The following is a 21,200-nucleotide window of genomic DNA, read 5'->3' as shown; positions in this document are numbered from 1 at the left end:
TTACATTGGTTCTACTAAAAATAATGGTTGATCGTACTCAATTGGAGAAGCGTTATCTACTAATACTTTTACAATACGACCTGATACTTCACTTTCAATTTCATTGAATAATTTCATTGCCTCAACAATACAAATTACTTTACCAACGCCTATCTCATCGCCAACATTTACAAATGAAGGTTTATCTGGGCTAGATGAGCGGTAAAAAGTACCAATCATTGGTGATTTTATAGTGATGTATTTTGAAGTATCCTCAGCTGCAGGAGCGGTTGATTTGATTTCTACTGTTGGTTGTGGTGCTGCTGCTGTTGGTGCTACAGGCTGTGGAGCCGGTGCTGCTGGCAATGCTGCATTTACATAAACAGGTGCTTGGTTAGTTTTAATGGTAATTTTAAAGTTTTCTTGCTCAATAGCAACTTCATTTACGCCCGACCGAGAAACAAACTTAATGAGTTCCTGAATTTGTTTGATATCCATTCTTTTGTGGTTATGTTAAAAAAATTGGTGTCTTTATGAATTAACTAAGTTATAGTTTTTTTGTTTTAATTTATAGTTAATGGTAGGTGGTTCAATGGTTCGTCTGTTTTAAACTAATTTCCGAATGAACTTATTAACCAAATTAACTGTTGTATGCCCACTTCAAATAAACAGAGCCCCAAGTAAATCCTCCGCCAAATGCGGCCAAAATAATATTGTCTCCTTTTTTCATTTTACTTTCCCATTCCCATAAGCAAAGTGGAATTGTGCCATTTGTTGTATTACCGTAACGCTCAATATTGATCATCACTTTATCGGAATTTACTCCCATTCTCGAGGCAGTAGCATCAATAATACGTTTGTTGGCTTGGTGTGGCACTAACCATGCAACATCATCAGAAGTTAAATTATTGCGTTCCATAATCTCGGCTGCAACATCTGCCATATTGGTAACAGCAAATTTAAATACAGTTGGTCCTTCTTGATGTGCAAAATGTTCATTTGCATCAATGGTTTCGTGGGTTGCTGGCTTAACAGAACCGCCGGCTTTCATGCCTAAAAAGTCTCTTCCAGAACCATCAGATCTTAAAATAGAATCCTGAATTCCTAAGCCTTCTTCATTTGGCTCTAACAAAGCACAACCACAACCATCGCCAAAAATAATACAAGTTGTTCTATCCTGATAGTTGATAATTGATGACATTTTATCGCCACCTACAACCAAAACCTTTTTATGTTTACCCGACTCGATAAATTGAGCGCCAGTACTTAAGCCAAAAATAAAACCAGAACAGGCTGCCTGCAAATCGTAACCCCAAGCATTTTTTGCTCCAACTTTATCTGCTAAAACATTTGCCGTTGCCGGAAATGTAAAATCAGGTGTGGTAGTACAGAAAATAATTAAATCAATTTCTGTTGCGGCAATACCACGTTTTTTAAGCAAACCATTTACAGCATGTACAGCCATGTCTGATGTGCCTAAACCTTCACCTTTTAATATTCTTCGCTCTCTAATGCCTGTTCTACTAGTAATCCATTCATCTGATGTATCAACTAGGGTTTCCATTTCCTTATTAGTCATTATATAATCAGGAACGTAACCGTTAACAGCTGTAATAGCAGCGTGAATTTTGTTCATCGTATTTATTTTAAATTATTGGAATGCAGCTTGTATCTTCCCAACCAAGTTAGAGCTAATCATATCTCTAGATTGAAAAATCATATTTTTTATAGCTAGTGGACTAGATATCCCATGCCCAATTAAAACTGGAGCATTTACACCTAATACTGGGCTACCACCATAGTTTTCGTAATTAAAACGATCAAAAAATTCATCTTTTAATCCTTTTTTAATAGTAATTACATAAAATGATTCTGCTAATTTAAGCATTACATTTCCGGTAAAACCATCACATACAATTACATCAGCCTTATCATTGAATAAATCTCTACCTTCAACATTACCCACAAAGTTAAATTGATTGCTCTCTTTCATTAACGGAAAAGTTGCCAATGATAGCATATTGCCTTTTTCATCTTCTTCTCCAATGTTCATTAAAGCTACCTTTGGATTTTCAACTTGCATGATGTTTTCTGCAAACAAACTGCCCAAAATACCAAATTGCACTAAAAATTCAGGTTTGCAATCAGCATTAGCGCCAACATCTAACATTAAACCTAAACCACCTTTTAGCTTGGGTACAATACTAGTTAAACAAGGGCGTAAAATACCAGGAATAGTTTTAACGCTTAATACAGCGCCAACTAACATTGCACCAGAATTACCGGCACTCGCGAAAGAATCTAATTTACCCTCTTTAAGCATTTGAAAGCCAACGGCAATGCTAGAGTTAGGCTTTTGTAGAATAGCCTTAGTAGGATGTTCGCCCATACCAATCACTTCGTCGGTATGTACGTATTCAAACAGATCAGGGTCGAATCCCTGTTCTATAAGTAGAGGTTTAACCTGCTGGGTATCACCAATAAGCACCAAGTGCTCATCAGCTTTTAGGGATTGATGAGCTGCTATTGCTCCTAAAACATTAGCTTTAGGAGCATAGTCTCCGCCCATAATATCGAGACCTATTTTCATAGTAAAAATCTTTTGTGTTTATTTAATTGCTTTGCAATTATTAATCTAAGTTAAACTTAAACCAATAATAAACACAAAAATTCTCTTAGAAAATTAACCTATTGAAGTGTTTTCTATAACTAATTTACCGTTGTAGTACAAGTTACCATCAACATTATAAGCTGTATGAGGAACATGTATAGCACCAGTAGTTTGGCATGTAGCCAAAGAAGGAGCTACTGCTTTGTAGTGAGTTCTTCTTTTATCTCTTCTTTGTTTAGAAATCTTGCGTTTTGGATGTGCCATTGCTGATTTGTTTTATTTTATTTTAATTTTTTTAATGCTTCCCAACGTGGGTCGTCACTTTTTTCTTCTTCATTTTCAACGCTACCGGTGGCCAATTTTTCCAAAGTTGCTATCATTTCTGGGTCGCATTTTTGGTTAGTGCCTGCCTGTTCGCAGTTATTTATATAAGGTATAGCTACATTAATGAATTCGTAAATCATTTCCGAAACATCAATTTCACTTTCCTTTCTATTCAATACAATGATTTCTAAATCATCGCTTTCTAACTCATCTTCAGCAAATTTCACAATCTGCCTTTCTTTAATGTCAATTGGTTGCCCAAACTCAGCCAAACATTTGTCGCAATTTAACTGTATCGTTCCAAAAATATGGAAATTCAATATCAGCATCGTTTCCTGCTTGTCTAAATCTAGCGTAGCTTTAAGTGCTCCATCTTTAACTAAAGAGTACTCAAATGCATCAAAAAAGCTTTTATCAATTTCAAAATCGAATTGATGTTTGCCCAATTTTAAGCCTGTAAACGGGATTGAAAATTGTTTTAATGCCTTCAATTGTAACTAAATTTTAGCCTGCAAAGGTAAGAAATATTTTAATAAAATGAAATCTTTTTGTAAAAATGAATGCGAATTTGTCATTCTGAACCTTGCGAAGAATCTGTTCGGTTAAACGATAGATTTAAAATCAGGTTCGGTTAATTAATTTGAAAAACAATGTTAGTGCTTTTCGGTTCATTTAGCCCTTTTTTTCGCTGTATCTTTTTGTGCTTCGACTACCAGCCGCGGCTGGCAAGCGCTCAGCATGACAAAAAGATGCCGCTTCAATAAGGTTTGTATCACTTAGCCAGTATTTATTTTGCGGCTTTGCAACCCCTCATATTAGCACATTAGTTTGTGGTATAGCCCTGATTGTAGCGGAAATATCCCGATTTTTTCTATCGGGAATTGGAGCGAAAGCAGGAGTGTCCGTTAATTTTAGGTCAGCAATTGCGCTTCAAATCTAATTAAAGATTAAGTTGCCTATTATCTAGTGGATGCTGAGAAATCTCGATTGATCTTTAAAGAGATGCCACGCTTCGCTCTGCATGACAAATACTTTTTACGTGGTTCAAAAAACTATTTCTCCGCCAAAATCATATCTTTTCCGTTTCTGCTCCATTCGCTCCACGAGCCAACATACAATTTAGGAATTTCTAATCCTGCATAATCCATTGCCAACAATAAGTGGCAAGCTGTAACGCCAGAACCACAATGTACAATCAGTTGATCTGCATCAGCATCAGCTAATTCCATTTCTAATACTTTTTTTAGCACTTTAGGGTTAAAAAAGTTACCGTTTTCATCTAAGCTATTGGTAAATGGAAAATTTATTGCTCCCGGAATGTGACCTGCAATTAAATCGATAGGTTCGGTTAAACCAGCAAAGCGCTTGGAATCTCTAACATCAACAATGGTTTGGCTGCCAGTTTTACTTGCAATTTCAACCTCAGCTATATCAGCAAGTGCTAATTGCCATGCTGTAGTTGGATAGGGGTTTTTCGCATTAACCTTTGGAACTTCAATATCCGTAGCAAAGCCAGCTTTAATTGCAGCATCATATCCGCCATTTAAAACTTGTACTTTTTCATGTACAACAGCCTTCAGCATCCACCAAAAGCGAGCAGCTGCGTTACTGCCATTTTTATCATCATATATAATTACATGAGTTTCTGGCTCAATCCCAAAATTGCCTAAAGTTCGGGCGAATTGCTCAATAGGAGGTAATGGATGTCTTCCCCCGATAGCGAAATCTCCAATGTTGGCTAAATCTGTATTTAAATCGATATAAAATGCACCAGCTAAATGTTTTTCGTCATATCGAGCTTTTGAACCTGCGCTTGCATCAAATAAAATATATTCATCAGCTTTTAAATTGATGAGTTCTGATGGTTGTATGATTGGAGAGATTTTTTGCATCGTTGATATACTTTTACTTCCACCTTGTGGCATTTAACCTTTAATTCGCATCATCTTTCACATCACTTGCAGTTTCTATTAGCTTTCCGCCGCTGCGTAATTGTGTTTTTAACAGATTTTCTTGCTCACGGCGATGTTCTACAATATGAACTGCTGCAAAAACAGCTTCCATAAATGAAGTTGGATCTGCCAAATTTTTACCTGCAATATCGTAACCAGTACCATGATCCGGAGAAGTGCGTACAAATTTTAACCCTGCTGTGTAGTTGACACCGGTATCAAAGGCAATAGTTTTAAAAGGAATTAAACCCTGGTCGTGATACATGGCTAAAACTGCATCAAACTTTTTGTAGGTTCCATTGCCAAAAAATCCATCAGCAGGATATGGCCCAAAACAAATAATGCCTTTGTCAAATGCTTCTTGTATAGCTGGAGAAATAATTTCAGCTTCTTCTTTACCTAATAAACCGTTGTCGCTAGCATGTGGATTTAAACCCAACACAGCGATTTTTGGTTTTTCGATCCAGAAATCTTTCTTTAAACTCTCATTAATCAGTTGTATTTTTTTAACGATTTTTTCTTTAGTAATAGCCGTTGGCACTTCTAAAACAGGAATGTGGCCGGTAACTACACCAACACGCAAAGTTTCGCTGATGAGGAACATTAACACGTCATTACTTCCACTACGTTCTTGCAAGTATTCGGTATGACCAGGGAAACTGAAATTTTCTGATTGAATATTGTTTTTATTGATAGGAGCGGTAACCAAGGCATCAATTGAGCCATTTACCAAATCATCAGTAGCTTTTTGTAAAGATAGGAAAGCGTATTTTCCGCCTGTTTCATTGGCGACGCCCAGTTCTATTTTTACATCTTCTTCCCATGCGTTAATCATGTTTACTTTGCGTGGGTTTGCATCTGCAGGAGAATTGATAACATTGAACATGAAATCGCTCAAATGCAATGCTTTTCTATGAAATGAAGCCACTTTTGTATGTCCGTAAACTATTGGTGTACAATAATCTAGCATTTTGGTTTCCATAAAAGTTTTAAGAATAACTTCTAAGCCAATGCCATTAATATCACCTACACTTATACCTATTTTAATTTTATCGCTCATGCTTTTTTGATAGAATTTAGCGCAAATTAACAATTTAACCGCTAAGAAAAGAAGTTCGCAAAGAATATTGAATACATAGAAAAGGAGAAACTCCTGAGAAATAGAGAAAACCTTTGCGTACTTGGCGGCCTTTGCGGTTAGCTCTTCAACCTAAAATACTTACCTTTGCCTTTATGAGTTTAGTAAAAGCGAAAAAACATTTAGGCCAGCATTTTTTAACCGATAAAAGAATTGCCGAGCGAATTGTAGATGGATTAATCCATACAGATCAATATCGCCAAGTTTTAGAGGTTGGGCCTGGAATGGGTATTCTTACAGACATCCTTTTAGAAAGAGATAATTTAGAAACTTTTTTAATTGATATTGATGTTGAGTCTGTTGCTTTTTTAGCTCAAAAATATCCCCAGTTGGGAGAAAGATTAATTAGTGGCGATTTTTTAAAACTAGATTTAACATCGATTTTTAAAGATAAATTTGCGGTAATTGGTAATTTTCCTTACAATATTTCATCGCAAATTTTGTTTAAAATTTTAGAACATAAAGATCATTGTGTGGAGATGGTTGGCATGTTTCAAAAAGAAGTTGCAGAGCGATGTGCCTCGAAACCTGGCACTAAAGAATATGGTATTTTAAGTGTGTTGATACAAGCTTATTATGATATCGAGTATTTGTTTACGGTAAAACCAGGTACATTTAATCCGCCACCTAAAGTAAATTCTGGTGTTATTCGCTTAAGCAGAAATAAAACGGAAACTCTCCCTTGTGACGAAAAGTTGTTTTGGCGTACGGTGAAAGGTGGCTTTAACCAAAGGCGAAAAACTTTGCGAAATGCATTGTCTGGCACCATACCAAAAGATAAAATGGATGATCATTCGTTTTTTGATAAGCGAGCAGAACAATTGAGTGTAGAAGATTTTATTGATTTGACCAATCATTTGAGTATGTTAGTGCAACCTTAATTGTTTTGAACCGTCTTTTAGTTATGAGAAAATACCTCCTTATTTTATTTTTTTATTTTTTTATTCTAAATGTTAATGCCCAAGAAGCACAAAATGTTGCAGACTTAGATTTTTTATATAAAGAGATTAAAAAGTTGCCTTCCTATAAAATTTTTGCAAAAAGTGACAAAAATTTTCACAATGTATATGCTTCGATAAGAACAAATTTTGTAGATACTAATGAATTAGATATTTACAAAAAATTATATCAGCTCATATCGCCAATTAATGATAATCATTTGGGCTTTTATAAGGTTGCGGATACAACGATTTCGCCTAAACCAATAAAAATAGATTTGGATGTTTATGACTTAAAACAAATACTAAGTCAAAGAACTGTGAGTAGTATAGAAGGAGTTTATAAGCGTGATGATCAAGAGTTTGTTATTTTTGAGAATAGTAACAATGAATTTTATGTAGTTCAATTACAAACCCAAACTTTGGTTGGTATTCTTATAGAAACTGCTAATGAATCACTAGATTATATTTCTTTAATAAATGGCAACAGGGGTATTGTTCTTTTACGTAATTTAAGACAAGTTAATGGCAATTTTGCTTCATTAAATTTATATAAAACTAAAAAACCTGTTTTTAATAATTTACCAGTAGCTAAGACTAATTTTGAATTTAAGTACTTAAGTAAGAATATTGGATATTTGAGGTTAAGTAGTTTTTACGCTAGTAATATTAATATTGCTAATGCTGAGAAATTTTTAAATGACGTGAAGGACTCTATAAATACTCCGCATCTTATTGTTGATGTTAGAAATAATTCAGGAGGTGGCTTTAAAACTTCTCAGCGTTTTATTGACTTTTTGCTTAAGTATGAAGGCGATGTTTATGTGTTACAAAATTCTAAGACTGCAAGTAATGCAGAAAAATTTATTTTAAGATTAAAGAATAGTAAGAAGAAAATTGTTACCCTTGGAGAAACCACCGTTGGCACCCTTGCTTATGGCAGTAATTTTGGAAAAACAATAAGCTTGCCTAATCATAAATTCGTATTTTATCCTACAGATATGAATGGAAATAAGATAGATATACCCTATGAGTCTGTTGGTATTGAACCAGATGTAAATTTAGATTCTTTTACTGAGAGTTGGATTGAGCAAACCATCAAGTACATTAAAGCGAATGACTAATAAAATACTAATTATAGATGATCTACATCCTGCATTTGCAGAAAAAGCTACAGCTTTAGGTTTTGAAGTTGATGATAAGCCATTAATTACTAGAGCAGAAACTTTAGCTGTAATAAAAGATTATGTGGGTATCGCTGTGCGAACCAAATTTAGAATTGATGCTGAACTGTTTAATGCAGCTCCAAATTTAAAATTTGTGGCAAGAGCAGGAGCAGGCTTAGATAATATTGATGAAGCGATTGCTAAAGAAAGGAATGTCCAGCTGATTAATGCCCCAGAAGGAAATAGAGATGCAGTTGGCGAACATGCAATAGGTTTATTGCTGGCTTTAATGAACAATTTTCGCAATGCGGATAAAGAAATTAGAAATGGCATTTGGAACAGAGAAGGTAACCGTGGTTATGAGCTGAAAGGAAAAACCGTTGGTATAATTGGTTACGGTTTTATGGGGCAAAAAATGGCTCGTAAATTAGCTGGCTTTGAGGTAACTGTAATTGCTTACGATAAATATAAAACAGGTTTCGGTAGTGAATATGCCAGAGAAGTGAGCATGGAAGAAATTGTGAAACACAGTGATATACTGAGTTTGCATATTCCATTAACTAAAGAGACTAAACAAATGGTTGATGACGAATACTTTTTCCATTTCAAAAAGCCCATTTTTTTTATCAATACAGCTAGAGGAGAAATTGTAAATACATCAGCCTTGCTTAAAAATATAAAAAATGGTAAAATTTTAGGAGCTGGTTTAGATGTTTTAGAGGCCGAAAAATTTCCAATATTAGGAGAGCAGCCTTGGTTTGAAGCTTTAAAAGCTAACGGAAAAGTAATTTTAACACCGCATGTTGGCGGATGGACTTTCGAATCTTATCGTAAAATTTCTGAAGTTTTGGGAGAAAAACTAGCTGAAATGAAATTATAATTTCTTAAATTGCCTAAGAGGTTAAAGAACGAAGGGCTGAGTTTGCCGACTACTAAACCTCTTAACTAAATATAAATGATTGCGGATCGGATTTGTGGAATAAATGCCTCAAATCTTACATCTCAATACTCAAATCTATAAGGTATGGCAAAAGAACATCAATACAAAACCAATTTGGTTTGGGCAGGTAACAAAGGGTCAGGTACGATGGATTATCGTTCTTACGATAGAGATTTCGTAGTTTCAATAGAAAATAAAGAACCAATTTCTGGCTCATCAGATTCTGTTTTTTTGGGAGATAAAACCAAATACAATCCTGAAGATTTGTTGTTAGCATCAGTATCATCTTGCCATATGCTTTGGTATTTGCATTTATGCTCTAAACACGAAATTGTTGTGATGGAGTACAAAGATAATGCTGTTGGTACCATGGTAGAAAATGCAGATGGAAGCGGTAAGTTCTCCTCAATTTTATTACAGCCAGAAGTGTTAATTTCTAAAAAAGAGCAGATAGCGCAAGCCAATGCTTTGCATGAAGAAGCTAACAAGATGTGTTTTATTGCCAATTCATTAAATTTTCCGGTTAAGCATGAGCCAAACTGTTCTGCCATAAACGCGTAACCTTATGTTTTTTAGATTAAAATATTTGCTTTTGTAAAAATAGGCTTATATCTTCGTTTTGATTGAAGCAAGACTATGTAGGCTAATAGCCGATGTAGTCTTGTTTGTTTTTTAGAGGATTTACAACAAATAATAACCAAGTATGTCAGACGTAACTTATTATACCCAAGAAGGTTTAGATAAACTAAAAGAAGAATTACACAAACTAAAAACTGTGGATAGAGCGGCGATTTCTAAACAGATTGCTGAGGCTAGGGATAAAGGTGATTTATCTGAGAACGCTGAATATGATGCCGCAAAAGAAGCCCAAGGAATGCATGAGGCTAAAATTGCTAAAATGGAAAATACTTTGTCTACAGCAAGATTAATTGACGAAAGCAAGCTTGATTTAACAAAAGTATTAGCCTTGTCGATTGTGAAAATCAAGAATGTAAAAAATGGAGCAACCATGACTTACCAATTGGTGCCAGAAACAGAAGCTGATTTAAAAACTGGTAAAATTTCAGTAAAATCACCTATTGCACAGGGGTTATTAGGTAAATCTGTTGGCGATAAAACAGAAATACAAGTGCCAGCCGGGAAAATGGAATTTGAAATATTAGAGATATCTAGATAAACCCCAAGCCCCTGAAGGGGCTTTAACTTTAAATAATGAGTATATTTTCGAAAATAGTAAGTGGAGAGATCCAAGCACATGTAGTTGCAGAAACTACAGAATTTTTAGCTTTTTTAGATGTTAATCCATTAGTAATGGGCCATGTTTTGGTAATCCCTAAAAAAGAAATCGATTACATTTTCGATATGGATGAAGAAAGCTATTTCGGCTTAACTTTATTTGCTAAAATTGTTGCAGTTGGCTTAAAAAAAGCATTTCCTTGTAAAAAAGTTGGTGTTGCCGTAATTGGTTTAGAGGTGCCTCATGCACATATTCATCTTATACCAATGAATAATGTAGGAGATATGAGTTTTAGCAAGGAGAAATTATCACCTTCGCAAGAAGAGTTAGCTGAAGCTGCTGCTAGGATTAAGGCAGAGTTGTAAGACAGTCGTCATTTCGGACGAGTTTTTCAAGAGGAGAACCACGTAGTGCTCAGCGAAGATAAATCTGCAAATTATTAGTAGAAGCTTATGTTAAATAAGCGAAGAGAAGAAGAGATATCTCCTCGCTGCGCTGCGTTCGATATGACGAGGGATGATAAAGAACTAACCAATCAAATGGGGTACAAACCTACTTTTATTGTCGGTTATTAATCGATTAGCTTCTCTAACGCCAATGCCTGCGGGCATTTGACCAATAATCCAGCTGCCAATTAAAGGATAATTGCCATCAAAATTAGGCAACTCAAACAAATCCTGATAGATAAAGCCTTCTTCACCATATTCTCCATTTGTTTCTTCAATAGCTTTACCGTTTTTAATCAGTTCAATATTAGCTCCTTCACGAGATAAAATTGGCTTTTTGGCGTAGTTAATCAAATCACCTTTATCAAAATAAGTTTTTAATAAATAAGGATGATGAGGATAGATTTCCCAAAGTATTGGGAGAATGGCTTTGTTAGATAGGATCATTTTCCAAAGCGGCTCAATCCAAAGTGTGTTTGTTAAATCCACAGTTAAGTTTCTGCCAAAATCCTCATCCAACAGCCACTCGTAGGGGTATAGTTTAAAGATGTTCCTAATCTGCTCATCTTCTCCATCTACAAAATGCTGTTCTTTAAAATTCCATCCAATGTCGTCAATAAAAACAAGTTTAGTCTCTAGTTCAGCTTGTATGGCACAATCTCTTAAATATTCAACAGTTGTTAAATCTTCAAGGCTATCCTTTATACAAGTAAAATGAAGTTTGCCTGGGTGCAAGTATTTTTTAAGCACGGCCCAATAAGCAATCAATTTCTCATGTATCGAATTAAACTGATCTTTATCTTTATCAAAGTCTTGCAGCCAAAACCATTGTACAATTCCGGCTTCGTATAAAGATGTAGGTGTATCAGCATTAAATTCTAATAGTTTGATTTCTCCATCTTTATAAGCCAAATCAAATCTGCCATAAATAGAAGGTAGATCGTTATCCCAAGATTTCTCTAAATCTGGTATAATCCATTCTGGAATATGAAATTTAGCGTATAATTTTTTATCGATTACATACTGAACCGCATTTAAACACATGTCCCACAGTTCTGCAGTTGCCCTTTCAATTTTATTGATTTCCCTTTCAGAGAACTTATAATAAACACTTTCATCCCAATAAGGAACCTCGGTAGAGTGAAAGCCAAAACCTAAATTTTCTACCTCACTTTGCCAATTATTTCTTGGAGATATTTTTATTCTTTCCATTAAGATGAAACAGTTGAGCCTTTACCAAAACCACCACGTATAATTCCATATTTATTGGTATTAGCGCCAATGTTCGAACCCTGATTAATACCTCCGCTATAATATCCAGCTCTGCTGTAAACACCATTGTTATATCTGCCATATGGTCTAAAAGCGTAATACCATAAAAGTGCAGTACCTATACCCATGCCATGGTGCGAACGAGAGTAGTTGGCAGACGTATCAGACCGCATGTAAACCTTTGGTTCATCCTCGTTCCATTCTTTTTCTTTTTTATCGCAAGATGCCAATGCTGCGGTAATAAGAACCAAGCTTATATATTTGCTCTTCTTCATCTTACTTAACCGTAATATAAAATTCGTAGTCTTTTTTAACCTGCACTTTTTCGATATTTCCTTCCTGATCTTCGCCTTCAGCAGTGGTTAAACCTAAAGATTTCAGCGTATCAACCTTAATTAAAGTTTTATCTAACTGATTTTTAACCCAAACTTTATGTGTGGTGGTTAAAATATCAAAACCTTCTTCGTGCTTTACACTAACAACGGTTTCAATTGAACCTTCTTTATTAGGTTCGCTAACAATATCTTCGTTTTTCTCTTTACACGAGAAAAAAAGGCTCGCTAATAGTAGGGCAGATAATAGTTTTTTCATCACAGGGTGGAGGTTAATTATTTTGTTAATTTATCATTATTTTTATGCCTGTCCGCATCGCGGATGCTTTTCTTCTCTAAATTTTTTATCAAAGCATCATTCAAGTCAATTCCGGTTTGGTTGGCTAAGCAAATTAACACGAATAAAACATCAGCCATTTCATCAGCCAGATTAACTTCTTCATCACTTTTTTTGAAAGATTGCTCACCGTACTTGCGAGACATAATTCTAGCCACCTCTCCCACTTCTTCCATTAAAATTGCGGTGTTGGTTAATTCGTTAAAATAACGAACTCCAGTGGTTTTTATCCACTTGTCTACCGTTTCTTGAGCTTCGGTAATTGTCATAATTTTATATTTTGAGTTGGTTGAGGCATAGTTAGTAACATTTCAACTTTACAACATTTCAACCTCGCAACTTATTTAGTGGTTGTCCTTATCCTTCGTATCCATCACAATGGTAACTGGGCCGTCGTTTAGTAAGCTAACCTTCATATCTGCACCAAAAATGCCACATTGGATTTCTTTATTCAGCAATGCTGATAGTTGTTTAATCATCGCCTCGTATAGCGGAATCGCTTTATCTGGTTTGGCAGCTCGCGTAAAACCTGGTCTATTGCCTTTTTTGGTTGCAGCAAATAAGGTAAATTGACTAATTAATAAAATATTGCCGCCAATGTCGGCCAAAGATTTATTCATCAAGTCATTTTCATCTCCGAAAACTCGCATATTGGCAATTTTTTGAGCTAGCCACTCCAGATCATCTTGTGTATCTGCATCTTCAATGCCTAACAAAACTAAAAAGCCCGTCTCAATTTCTCCAGTAATCTGACCGTCTACTTTGCAACTGGCCTGTGTAACTCTTTGTAAAACTGCTCTCATTATGCCCTAGTATCATTATTATGAAAAATACTCAAATAACTTTCGTACCTGCTCACTTCAATTTCACCTTCTTCAACAGCTTTTATTACAGCACAACCAGGTTCATTAATGTGTCTGCAATTGTTAAATCGGCATTGATTTAAGCGTTCTCGCATCTCCACAAAATAATGGCTCAACTCTTCGGGTTTGATGTCGAAAACACCTAATTCCCTAATTCCGGGTGTATCAATTAGGTAGCCGCCAAAAGGTAAAGTATGCATTTCGGCGAAGGTTGTAGTATGTTGCCCTTTGTCGCTCCAATCAGATATTTCGCCAGTTTTAATTTCGAAACCTGGCAATAAAGCATTAATTAAACTCGATTTTCCTACACCAGAATGGCCAGAGAAAAGTGTGGTTTTGTCTTTAAGTAATTCTTGGATCTGATCAACATTTGTTCCTTTTAAAGCCGAAACTTCGTAACACGGATAGCCTATTTTTTCGTAAATGGCTTTGTATTCAGCTAAATAAGTTAAACCTTCTTTGCTAAATAAATCTAGTTTATTAAAAATTAAACAAGTAGGAATACTGTAAGCTTCTGAAGTAACCAAAAAACGATCTATAAAACCTAAAGATGTTCGCGGTGAGGCCAAAGTAACAATCAAAAAAGCTTGGTCTAAATTAGCCGCAATGATTTGAGCTTGCTTGCTCAAGTTAATCGATTTGCGAATGATGTAGTTTTTTCTATCCTGTAGCGTATCAATAACGCCGGTATCGGCATTAGGCTCTAACTCAAAACCAACTTTATCACCAACAGCAATTGGATTAGTGGTTTGTATACCCTGAATTCTGAATTTACCTTTAATCCGGCAATCATAGGTATTGCCATCTTCGGCATAAACTTGGTACCAACTTCCGGTAGATTTAATGACTAATCCTTGCATAAAGCACAAATGTAAATAAAATGTTGAGCGTTGCGAAATCCTGTCTGTTCTGTTTAATATTGTGTGGTGGATTGTTTTTGAAAAGCAAATGCAGTGTTTCAATTAATGGGTAGCCCTGCCATTCGTTTCAATCTTTTTTGTTTTTGTCATACTGAGCTTGTTGAAGTACTACAACAAAAAAGGATTTTCACTTCTGTCAGGTTTGCAGCAATAAAACTGTGCAAGAAAATAACAATTGTTGTCCCTCATTCTCCTCATTATGATGATTGAAGGTTACAGAGTGTTGGTGGGTTAATGTTATTTAGTTTAAGTATTGGCGGGAACGCCAAGGGAAGAGTTCTCACGTTGGCCTTGCCGCCCACCTATTAAGTAATTCTTATCTATCAGCTAATATCCCATTAGATGAAAAACCTTTGATTTTCTTCTGCCTTGGTTCGTGTCTCCACGAACCTATTAAAATTTCTTAATTTGGCGAATTGTAAAGCAACTTTAATAGTAGCTAAAGCTTTCGTGTTCTAAACCCGATGGAAATGGCAGCCTCAAATTCTTCATTTGAGCTATAATGGACAGCGGGACAGAACCAATCCGATATGTGGTGCAGTACCTTTTCAAATGATTATTAAAAATTAATTGGCTTTTTGTTATAAATATCGCAATGGTTAATCAGTTTTGATAAAAAATTAAAATTAATTTCAAATAACACTTGACATTGTAAAAAATAATTACCTACTTAGCGGTGTAGAAAATACACTAACAACAAACATGATTTTAAGCCACACAATTATTACCATTATTACATCAACAACAGGCCAATGCCTGATGGGGAAACGCTAGTGGTATAATTGAAACACAACATATAAAGCGCTCCCGAGAAAATCGGGAGCGCTTTTTTTTTAACCAAACAACATGAATATTTTAAAATTTGGCGGTACTTCAGTAGGTTCAATAGAGAGTATCAGCGCTTTATTGAGCGTTTTAGCAAAAGAAAATCAGCAAGAAGACAAACCCGTAGTGGTTTTGTCGGCAATGAGCGGCGTTACTAATTTATTAACCACTATGGCAGAAAAAGCTGCATTGGGCGAAAATTACAACGAAGAGCTTTTGGCTATCGAATTACGTCACTTTGAGGTAATTAGGGCTTTGTTACCAGCTTCGGCGCAAAACCCAGTTTTAACTAAGTTAAAATTGTATTTTAATGAGTTAGAAGAGCTGTTGCAAGCCATTTACAATTTAAAAGAATTGAGTTTGCAGGCTAAAGATTTAGTGCTGAGTTATGGCGAACGTTGCTCAACTTTTATGGTGTGTCATATTGCAAAACAACAATTTGCTGATGCAGTTTTTGCAGATGCTACCCAGTTTATTAAAACAGACAGCAATTTTGGACAGGCCAGAGTAAATACTCAATTAACTGATTTTTTGGTTAAAGATTTTTACGATAATAACGCAGGTAAAATGCTTTTTGTAACTGGTTTTATTGCCAGTAATGAAGCTAACCGCGTTACAACTTTAGGTAGAGGTGGTAGCGATTATACCGCAGCAATTTTAGGTTCGGCTTTAAATGCTAGCGAGATCCAGATTTGGACTGATGTTAACGGAATGATGACTGCAGACCCAAGGATTGTTAAAAAGGCGTTTTCGTTAGAAGAGTTGAGTTATATTGAGGCAATGGAATTGTCTTATTTTGGTGCTAAAGTAATCTATCCACCAACAATGACACCAGCTTTTTTAAAACAAATTCCTATTGTAATTAAAAATACTTTTGATGTTGATTTTGAAGGAACTTATATCCGTCACGGAGCTAAACCTTCTGCATTACCGATAAAAGGAATATCTTCTATTGATGAGATTAGTATCATCAATTTGGCTGGTAGCGGCATGGTTGGTAAGGCAGGTTTTAGTGGTAAATTATTCTCTTTGTTATCGCGTGAGCAGATTAACATTGTTTTAATAACCCAATCATCATCGGAGCATAGCATAACATTTGCAGTAAAACCTGCAGATGCGGTTAAGGCAGTTAATTTAATTGCTAAAGAGTTTGATTTAGAATTACAAGCCAACAAATTACAGAAACCAGAAATAGAAAATGGCTTAGCTGTTTTGGCAATTGTGGGCGAAAACATGAAACGCACACCAGGTATTTCTGGCAAATTGTTTCATGCTTTAGGTAGAAATGGAGTTAACGTACATGCTATTGCTCAAGGTTCATCAGAATACAATATTTCGGTAATTATTGCTAAAGCAGATTTGTCTAAAGCAGTTAATGCGGTACATGATGCATTTTATACTGAGCTGAATAAAACCCTTCATATTTTCTGTTTAGGAACTGGAAACATTGGTAAAACTTTATTTAAACAATTGCAGGTTCAAATGCCATTTTTGGCAAAAAACAATGACCTACAAGTTAAGGTAATGGGTATAAGCAATACCAGAAAAATGCTTTTATCGCCTAATGGCATAGCTTTAGAAAATTGGGAAAATGTATTAAATGAGCAGGGTGAAGCTGCAAATTTGGAAGATTTTGTAGCACAAATGAAAGCTATGAATTTGCCTAACTGTGTTTTTGTTGATAATACCGCTAGTCCGCAACCTGTACCTTTTTACCAAGGTATTTTCGAAGCTAGCATTTCGGTAGTAACCTGTAATAAAATTGGCAATTCGGCAAGTTTTGCGCAATATGAGGCCTTTAAAAATACAGCTCGTAAGTTTGGAGTAGATTTTTATTACGAAACCAACGTTGGTGCAGGTTTGCCAATCATTAGAACTTTAAAAGATTTAATGATGAGTGGAGATAAAGTTGCACGAATTGAAGCTATTCTTTCTGGTACAATCTCATATATTTTTAATCATTTTAAAGGCGATGTTGCTTTTCATGAAGTGGTAAAAGAAGCGCAAGATTTAGGTTATACAGAACCAGATCCTCGTGACGATTTAAATGGAAAAGATTTTATGCGTAAGATGTTGATCTTGGCTCGTGATGCAGGTTATGCTTTTGAAGAATCGGATGTGAGTATACAAAATATGTTGCCAGATGCTTGTTTACAAGCGCCAACAGTTGAAGAATTTTACAAACAACTTGAGTTGAATGCTGATTATTTTACCCAATTAAAAGATGAAGCTGAAGCGAGTAAAAAAGTGCTAAGGTACATTGGTAAACTAGAAGATGGTAAAGCATCAATCACTTTACAAATGGTAGATGAAAATCATCCATTTTATATGCTTTCTGGTAGCGATAATATCATCTCTTTTACAACTGATAGATATAAAGCGAGACCATTGGTAGTAAAAGGCCCAGGTGCCGGAGCAGAAGTAACTGCTGCAGGTGTATTTGCAGACATCATTAATGTTGGAGGCGAGAGGGCATAATTTATGAGTTTAGTGGAAAAAGCAAAAGTTGAACTTTTGGCTATAGTTGATGCCGCTTTGCTTAATTTTAATCTCATTGATGACTGGAATGATAAACCATACCCGATAAAGTGGTCTAAAAAAGAACTCTTAGGGCATTTAATAGATAGTGCCTCCAATAATTTAAGAAGATTAATAGTAGGGCAATATGAACAAGCGACAAAGATTGTTTACGACCAAGATAAATGGGTAGCGTTACAGAACTATCAAGGGATGAATGTTGAGGATGTAAAAACATTATGGAGGCTATTAAACCATCAACTTGCTAAAGTTATTGGGAGCATACCTCAAAGTAAGCTAGATAACACTTGTGATACTGGTTTGGGCAAAGCAGAGGTGCATAGCTTGGTGTATTTTATAGAAGATTATATGGTACACATAAAATATCACTTAAATCAAATAACTGATAAGAATTATAACGCTCTAAAATAAAAGTATGGAGATAAAATTAAAGTCCCCTTTAGGGGATTTAAGGGAGATAAAAGTTTTTGCTCCTGCCACCGTTGCCAATGTAGTTTGTGGATTTGATGTTTTAGGTTTCGCTGTTAATGAACCAGGTGATGAAGTAGTGATGCGATTAGTAAGCGAGCCAGGAGTTCGTTTGTTAAAAATTACTGGAGATGATGGTCGTTTGCCTTTAGATTCTGCAAAGAATACGGTTAGTGCTAGTGTGCAACATTACCTTAAACACTTAAATAGGGAAGATGTTGGCGTAGAAATAGAGCTGCATAAAAAAATGCCAATTGGCAGCGGATTAGGCTCAAGCTCGGCAAGTACGGTAGCTGGTTTGTATGCCATTAACCAATTAATGGGTAATTTACTTACAGCTAAAGAATTAGTTCCTTTTGCCATGAAGGGCGAAGAATTGGCTTGTGGTTATGGTCATGCAGACAATGTTGCGCCAGCTTTAATGGGTGGTTTTGTATTGGTACGTAGTTATGAGCCATTGGATATTATCGCCTTGCCAACTCCAGAAAATTTGTTTGCCGCAATTGTTTATCCCGATGTTGAAGTGCCCACAAAAGATGCCCGCCAAATGATTCGCTCTAAAGTTTTGTTAAAAGATGCTGTTACCCAATGGGGAAATGTGGCAGGTTTGGTAAGTGGATTGTTTTTAAATGATATCGATTTGGTAGGCAGAAGTATGAAAGATGTATTGATTGAACCAACCCGTTCTATCTTAATACCTGGATTTGAAACTTTGAGAGCTTTGGCCATGGAAAATGGTGCAGTAGGTTTCGGAATTTCTGGCTCTGGTCCATCGGTGTTTGCTTTAGCTAAAGATGAGCTTACGGCTAGAAAAATAACTGATGCACAACAACAACATTTAAAAAAATTAAATATTAATAGCAACGCTTACGTGTCATCTGTAAATGCCGAAGGACCGAGAGTACTTTAGTATCAAGAAACTAGTATCGAGTATCAAGTTTGGATGATAAACCAGGAATAGAAAAATTTAACATTAAAATAGGGGAAAAAGGTTAAGGTGTCTGGGATTTAGTACCCAAACCTTCAAGCCTTCCAGTCTTCAAACCTTTAAATATGAAGTTATATTCTACAAACAATAAAGATTTACGTGTTTCTTTTCAAGAGGCCGTTTTTAATAGTATGCCCCAAGATAAAGGCTTGTACATGCCTTTAGAAATCCCAAAATTAGATCAAGATTTTATTGAAAATATCGATAAATATTCTTTACAGGATATCGCTTATCAAATAGCATCAACTTTGTTAAAAGATGAAATACCAGCAGCTGATTTGAAAGCTTTGGTTGAAGATGCTGCAAATTTTGATGCACCAGTTGTAAAATTAGATGATCAAACTTTTGTGCTCGAGTTATTTCATGGGCCATCATTAGCTTTTAAAGATTTTGGCGCTCGGTTTATGAGTCGCGTAATGGCGTACTTTTTAGAGGATGGCGAGCAATTGTTAGATGTTTTAGTAGCTACTTCTGGAGATACTGGTGGCGCTGTGGCCTTAGGTTTTTTAGGTGTGCCAAATACAAGGGTTACTATTCTTTTTCCGAAAGGTAAAGTGAGTGAGGTGCAACGTTTACAATTAACTACCAACGGAAAAAATATAAGAGCCATTGCAGTTGATGGAACTTTTGATGACTGTCAGGCTTTGGTTAAGCAAGCTTTTGCAGATGCTGAATTGAATGCCAAATTTAGGCTAACTTCTGCTAACTCGATAAATATAGCAAGGTTAATTCCACAGACTTTCTATTATTTTAATGCTTATGCGCAACTAAAAAGAAAGGGTTTTAAAGATGTTGTTTTTGCTGTGCCTAGCGGAAATTTTGGCAATATAGGTGCGGGTTTATTGGCTTATAAAATGGGTTTGCCGGTTCATCAATTTATTGCTGCAACCAATGCTAACGATACAGTACCTCGCTTTTTAGAAAGTGGAGTTTATGAAGCCAAACCATCTGTGCAAACTTATGCTAACGCGATGGATGTTGGTGCACCAAGCAATTGGGTGCGTATCATGAATTTGTTTAATGAAGATAGAGCTTTGGTGCAAAAATTGGTTAAAGCTTATCGTTTTACAGACGAGGAAAATTTAGCTGGGATAAAAGCAATTTTCGAAAAATTCGATTATGTGGCTTGTCCGCATACGGCAATAGCTTACTTGGCTACTAAAGCTTTTGCCGAAGCTAATCCTGATAAAGAAGTGGCAAAAGTTTTTTTATCAACAGCTCACGCTTGCAAGTTTCCAGAAGTTTTTTCAGCCGAAATTTTAGCGAAGATGGAAATGCCTGAACAAGTAAAATCACTAAAAGAAAACCCAGAATTATATGATGAATTGGGTAAGGGTTTTGATGGTTTTAAGGGTTATTTGTTAAGAGATTAAAGATGAAAAAACGTCATTTCGAAAAGAGCTTTCACCGATTGAGAAAACTGTTACACTAATTTACAAATTTAGCTTTGCTGAGCACTTCGTGTCTTTCCTCGTTCGAAATGACGTTTTATTTGAGCATTATTTATCAGCCTTAATTCTTAATGAGTTAAGCTCTGCTTTAAGCGCGTCAATTTGTTGTTGTTGTTCTTTAATGCTGCCAACTAACATTGGAATAAGCACTTCGTAATCAACCTTTTGTACCACTGCGGTTTTATTGTTGTTTTTGCCTTCATTGTAGTTTAACGATTGATTAACCACTAATTTTGGGTTTACTTGAGCTAACTGATCTACATTAAATCCGCTTTGCGAAGGTTTTAAATTTAATTTTTGTAACCAATCTTTTTCATAGGTAAAATTAACGGGTTCTAATTTTACAACTGTAGATAAAGAGTTAGTAATTGGAGTTACATTGGTTTGTTTAACGGTTTGAGCATTTGTTTTTGCTACAAAGCCCATCATAGCTATCGCTATAATTGAAATTGTTTGTTTCATATTAAAAAGTATT

Annotated in this window: 24 protein-coding genes; 10 read left to right on the top strand and 14 right to left on the bottom strand. The window is 35.5% G+C overall.

What is annotated here, in order from left to right; translation table 11 throughout:
• From accB to pdxA, 7 genes are all read right to left on the bottom strand, one after another.
• On the bottom strand, nucleotides 1–477 hold the full coding sequence (accB, locus tag AC07XU_RS02820; protein ID WP_494942100.1) for an acetyl-CoA carboxylase biotin carboxyl carrier protein: 477 nt from the start codon (nucleotides 475–477) through the stop codon (nucleotides 1–3).
• A gap of 142 nt (nucleotides 478–619) precedes the next feature.
• Nucleotides 620–1,615 (bottom strand): beta-ketoacyl-ACP synthase III, encoded by a 996-nt coding sequence (locus AC07XU_RS02815; RefSeq protein ID WP_494942099.1) that lies wholly within the window; start codon nucleotides 1,613–1,615, stop codon nucleotides 620–622.
• Between the two features lie 15 nt (nucleotides 1,616–1,630).
• Nucleotides 1,631–2,569 carry a phosphate acyltransferase PlsX gene (gene plsX / locus AC07XU_RS02810; RefSeq protein WP_494942098.1) on the bottom strand — a complete coding sequence of 313 codons (939 nt, stop codon included), beginning with the start codon at nucleotides 2,567–2,569 and terminating at the stop codon, nucleotides 1,631–1,633.
• 93 nt (nucleotides 2,570–2,662) lie between these two features.
• Entirely contained in the window at nucleotides 2,663–2,854 is a 192-nt protein-coding gene (gene rpmF, locus AC07XU_RS02805; protein WP_131552139.1) for a 50S ribosomal protein L32, read from the bottom strand.
• Nucleotides 2,855–2,871: 17 nt separating this feature from the next.
• Nucleotides 2,872–3,405, bottom strand: coding sequence for a YceD family protein (locus AC07XU_RS02800; RefSeq protein WP_494942097.1), 534 nt, complete (start codon nucleotides 3,403–3,405; stop codon nucleotides 2,872–2,874).
• A 561-nt stretch (nucleotides 3,406–3,966) separates the two neighbouring features.
• Entirely contained in the window at nucleotides 3,967–4,806 is an 840-nt protein-coding gene (locus AC07XU_RS02795) for a sulfurtransferase (RefSeq protein ID WP_494942096.1), read from the bottom strand.
• A gap of 40 nt (nucleotides 4,807–4,846) precedes the next feature.
• Nucleotides 4,847–5,926, bottom strand: coding sequence for a 4-hydroxythreonine-4-phosphate dehydrogenase PdxA (pdxA, locus tag AC07XU_RS02790; RefSeq protein WP_494942095.1), 1,080 nt, complete (start codon nucleotides 5,924–5,926; stop codon nucleotides 4,847–4,849).
• 173 nt (nucleotides 5,927–6,099) lie between these two features.
• Here pdxA and rsmA point away from each other — a divergent pair, with 173 nt between their 5' ends.
• The 6 genes from rsmA (at nucleotide 6,100) to AC07XU_RS02760 (ending at nucleotide 10,650) form a co-directional block, all read left to right on the top strand.
• A complete protein-coding gene (gene rsmA, locus AC07XU_RS02785; RefSeq protein WP_494942094.1) occupies nucleotides 6,100–6,885 on the top strand; it encodes a 16S rRNA (adenine(1518)-N(6)/adenine(1519)-N(6))-dimethyltransferase RsmA in 786 nt (261 codons plus the stop codon).
• Between the two features lie 23 nt (nucleotides 6,886–6,908).
• The gene (locus AC07XU_RS02780) at nucleotides 6,909–8,066 is read left to right on the top strand and encodes a S41 family peptidase (RefSeq protein ID WP_494942093.1); all 1,158 of its coding nucleotides are present in this window, start codon (nucleotides 6,909–6,911) and stop codon (nucleotides 8,064–8,066) included.
• Nucleotides 8,059–8,988: a 2-hydroxyacid dehydrogenase gene (locus AC07XU_RS02775; protein ID WP_494942092.1), complete on the top strand. Its 930-nt coding sequence runs from the start codon at nucleotides 8,059–8,061 to the stop codon at nucleotides 8,986–8,988. The genes AC07XU_RS02780 and AC07XU_RS02775 overlap by 8 nt, the downstream gene beginning before the upstream one ends.
• Nucleotides 8,989–9,132: 144 nt before the next feature.
• Complete coding sequence (locus AC07XU_RS02770; protein WP_494942091.1) at nucleotides 9,133–9,609, top strand: OsmC family protein; 477 nt, start codon at nucleotides 9,133–9,135, stop codon at nucleotides 9,607–9,609.
• Between the two features lie 142 nt (nucleotides 9,610–9,751).
• A complete protein-coding gene (gene greA / locus AC07XU_RS02765) occupies nucleotides 9,752–10,225 on the top strand; it encodes a transcription elongation factor GreA (RefSeq protein WP_494942090.1) in 474 nt (157 codons plus the stop codon).
• Nucleotides 10,226–10,257: 32 nt separating this feature from the next.
• Complete coding sequence (locus AC07XU_RS02760) at nucleotides 10,258–10,650, top strand: HIT family protein (protein WP_494942987.1); 393 nt, start codon at nucleotides 10,258–10,260, stop codon at nucleotides 10,648–10,650.
• A gap of 162 nt (nucleotides 10,651–10,812) precedes the next feature.
• Here AC07XU_RS02760 and AC07XU_RS02755 read toward each other — a convergent pair whose 3' ends face one another.
• The 6 genes from AC07XU_RS02755 to rsgA all read right to left on the bottom strand — a co-directional run bounded on the left by AC07XU_RS02755 (nucleotide 10,813) and on the right by rsgA (nucleotide 14,395).
• Nucleotides 10,813–11,943 (bottom strand): glutathionylspermidine synthase family protein, encoded by a 1,131-nt coding sequence (locus AC07XU_RS02755; protein ID WP_494942089.1) that lies wholly within the window; start codon nucleotides 11,941–11,943, stop codon nucleotides 10,813–10,815.
• A complete protein-coding gene (locus AC07XU_RS02750; RefSeq protein WP_494942088.1) occupies nucleotides 11,943–12,278 on the bottom strand; it encodes a hypothetical protein in 336 nt (111 codons plus the stop codon). Before AC07XU_RS02750 ends, AC07XU_RS02755 begins: the two co-directional genes overlap by 1 nt.
• 1 nt (nucleotide 12,279) lies before the next feature.
• Nucleotides 12,280–12,594, bottom strand: coding sequence for a hypothetical protein (locus AC07XU_RS02745; RefSeq protein ID WP_494942087.1), 315 nt, complete (start codon nucleotides 12,592–12,594; stop codon nucleotides 12,280–12,282).
• Nucleotides 12,595–12,611: 17 nt separating this feature from the next.
• The gene (locus AC07XU_RS02740) at nucleotides 12,612–12,941 is read right to left on the bottom strand and encodes a nucleotide pyrophosphohydrolase (protein WP_494942086.1); all 330 of its coding nucleotides are present in this window, start codon (nucleotides 12,939–12,941) and stop codon (nucleotides 12,612–12,614) included.
• A 75-nt stretch (nucleotides 12,942–13,016) separates the two neighbouring features.
• Nucleotides 13,017–13,475 (bottom strand): D-aminoacyl-tRNA deacylase, encoded by a 459-nt coding sequence (dtd, locus tag AC07XU_RS02735; protein ID WP_494942085.1) that lies wholly within the window; start codon nucleotides 13,473–13,475, stop codon nucleotides 13,017–13,019.
• On the bottom strand, nucleotides 13,475–14,395 hold the full coding sequence (gene rsgA / locus AC07XU_RS02730; RefSeq protein WP_494942084.1) for a ribosome small subunit-dependent GTPase A: 921 nt from the start codon (nucleotides 14,393–14,395) through the stop codon (nucleotides 13,475–13,477). The genes dtd and rsgA overlap by 1 nt, the downstream gene beginning before the upstream one ends.
• Before the next feature lie 906 nt (nucleotides 14,396–15,301).
• Here rsgA and thrA point away from each other — a divergent pair.
• From thrA to thrC, 4 genes are all read left to right on the top strand, one after another.
• A complete protein-coding gene (thrA, locus tag AC07XU_RS02725) occupies nucleotides 15,302–17,758 on the top strand; it encodes a bifunctional aspartate kinase/homoserine dehydrogenase I (RefSeq protein ID WP_494942083.1) in 2,457 nt (818 codons plus the stop codon).
• Nucleotides 17,759–17,761: 3 nt separating this feature from the next.
• On the top strand, nucleotides 17,762–18,229 hold the full coding sequence (locus AC07XU_RS02720; RefSeq protein WP_494942082.1) for a DinB family protein: 468 nt from the start codon (nucleotides 17,762–17,764) through the stop codon (nucleotides 18,227–18,229).
• A 4-nt stretch (nucleotides 18,230–18,233) separates the two neighbouring features.
• Nucleotides 18,234–19,196, top strand: coding sequence for a homoserine kinase (locus tag AC07XU_RS02715; RefSeq protein ID WP_494942081.1), 963 nt, complete (start codon nucleotides 18,234–18,236; stop codon nucleotides 19,194–19,196).
• A 143-nt stretch (nucleotides 19,197–19,339) separates the two neighbouring features.
• Nucleotides 19,340–20,647 carry a threonine synthase gene (gene thrC / locus AC07XU_RS02710; protein WP_494942080.1) on the top strand — a complete coding sequence of 436 codons (1,308 nt, stop codon included), beginning with the start codon at nucleotides 19,340–19,342 and terminating at the stop codon, nucleotides 20,645–20,647.
• A gap of 126 nt (nucleotides 20,648–20,773) precedes the next feature.
• Here the strand turns inward: thrC and AC07XU_RS02705 are convergent, their stop codons facing one another.
• Nucleotides 20,774–21,187: a tail fiber domain-containing protein gene (locus tag AC07XU_RS02705; RefSeq protein ID WP_494942079.1), complete on the bottom strand. Its 414-nt coding sequence runs from the start codon at nucleotides 21,185–21,187 to the stop codon at nucleotides 20,774–20,776.
• Nucleotides 21,188–21,200: the final 13 nt, after the last annotated feature.

The organism is Pedobacter sp. GW456-11-11-14-TSB4 (assembly GCF_059424425.1).
Note: the sequence above shows the minus strand (reverse complement) of the source record. Positions and strands in the feature narration are given on the sequence as shown.

What these genes read in the sequence shown, in the direction of transcription:
- rsmA (WP_494942094.1), top strand. Translation starts at nt 6,100, where the DNA reads ATGAGTTTAGTAAAAGCGAAAAAACATTTAGGCCAGCATTTTTTAACC.
- AC07XU_RS02755 (WP_494942089.1), bottom strand. Translation starts at nt 11,943, where the DNA reads ATGGAAAGAATAAAAATATCTCCAAGAAATAATTGGCAAAGTGAGGTA.
- AC07XU_RS02745 (WP_494942087.1), bottom strand. Translation starts at nt 12,594, where the DNA reads ATGAAAAAACTATTATCTGCCCTACTATTAGCGAGCCTTTTTTTCTCG.
- plsX (WP_494942098.1), bottom strand. Translation starts at nt 2,569, where the DNA reads ATGAAAATAGGTCTCGATATTATGGGCGGAGACTATGCTCCTAAAGCT.
- greA (WP_494942090.1), top strand. Translation starts at nt 9,752, where the DNA reads ATGTCAGACGTAACTTATTATACCCAAGAAGGTTTAGATAAACTAAAA.
- pdxA (WP_494942095.1), bottom strand. Translation starts at nt 5,926, where the DNA reads ATGAGCGATAAAATTAAAATAGGTATAAGTGTAGGTGATATTAATGGC.
- AC07XU_RS02715 (WP_494942081.1), top strand. Translation starts at nt 18,234, where the DNA reads ATGGAGATAAAATTAAAGTCCCCTTTAGGGGATTTAAGGGAGATAAAA.
- AC07XU_RS02815 (WP_494942099.1), bottom strand. Translation starts at nt 1,615, where the DNA reads ATGAACAAAATTCACGCTGCTATTACAGCTGTTAACGGTTACGTTCCT.
- AC07XU_RS02750 (WP_494942088.1), bottom strand. Translation starts at nt 12,278, where the DNA reads ATGAAGAAGAGCAAATATATAAGCTTGGTTCTTATTACCGCAGCATTG.
- accB (WP_494942100.1), bottom strand. Translation starts at nt 477, where the DNA reads ATGGATATCAAACAAATTCAGGAACTCATTAAGTTTGTTTCTCGGTCG.
- rpmF (WP_131552139.1), bottom strand. Translation starts at nt 2,854, where the DNA reads ATGGCACATCCAAAACGCAAGATTTCTAAACAAAGAAGAGATAAAAGA.
- AC07XU_RS02705 (WP_494942079.1), bottom strand. Translation starts at nt 21,187, where the DNA reads ATGAAACAAACAATTTCAATTATAGCGATAGCTATGATGGGCTTTGTA.
- thrC (WP_494942080.1), top strand. Translation starts at nt 19,340, where the DNA reads ATGAAGTTATATTCTACAAACAATAAAGATTTACGTGTTTCTTTTCAA.
- AC07XU_RS02775 (WP_494942092.1), top strand. Translation starts at nt 8,059, where the DNA reads ATGACTAATAAAATACTAATTATAGATGATCTACATCCTGCATTTGCA.
- AC07XU_RS02770 (WP_494942091.1), top strand. Translation starts at nt 9,133, where the DNA reads ATGGCAAAAGAACATCAATACAAAACCAATTTGGTTTGGGCAGGTAAC.
- AC07XU_RS02720 (WP_494942082.1), top strand. Translation starts at nt 17,762, where the DNA reads ATGAGTTTAGTGGAAAAAGCAAAAGTTGAACTTTTGGCTATAGTTGAT.
- rsgA (WP_494942084.1), bottom strand. Translation starts at nt 14,395, where the DNA reads ATGCAAGGATTAGTCATTAAATCTACCGGAAGTTGGTACCAAGTTTAT.
- AC07XU_RS02795 (WP_494942096.1), bottom strand. Translation starts at nt 4,806, where the DNA reads ATGCAAAAAATCTCTCCAATCATACAACCATCAGAACTCATCAATTTA.
- dtd (WP_494942085.1), bottom strand. Translation starts at nt 13,475, where the DNA reads ATGAGAGCAGTTTTACAAAGAGTTACACAGGCCAGTTGCAAAGTAGAC.
- AC07XU_RS02780 (WP_494942093.1), top strand. Translation starts at nt 6,909, where the DNA reads ATGAGAAAATACCTCCTTATTTTATTTTTTTATTTTTTTATTCTAAAT.
- AC07XU_RS02740 (WP_494942086.1), bottom strand. Translation starts at nt 12,941, where the DNA reads ATGACAATTACCGAAGCTCAAGAAACGGTAGACAAGTGGATAAAAACC.
- thrA (WP_494942083.1), top strand. Translation starts at nt 15,302, where the DNA reads ATGAATATTTTAAAATTTGGCGGTACTTCAGTAGGTTCAATAGAGAGT.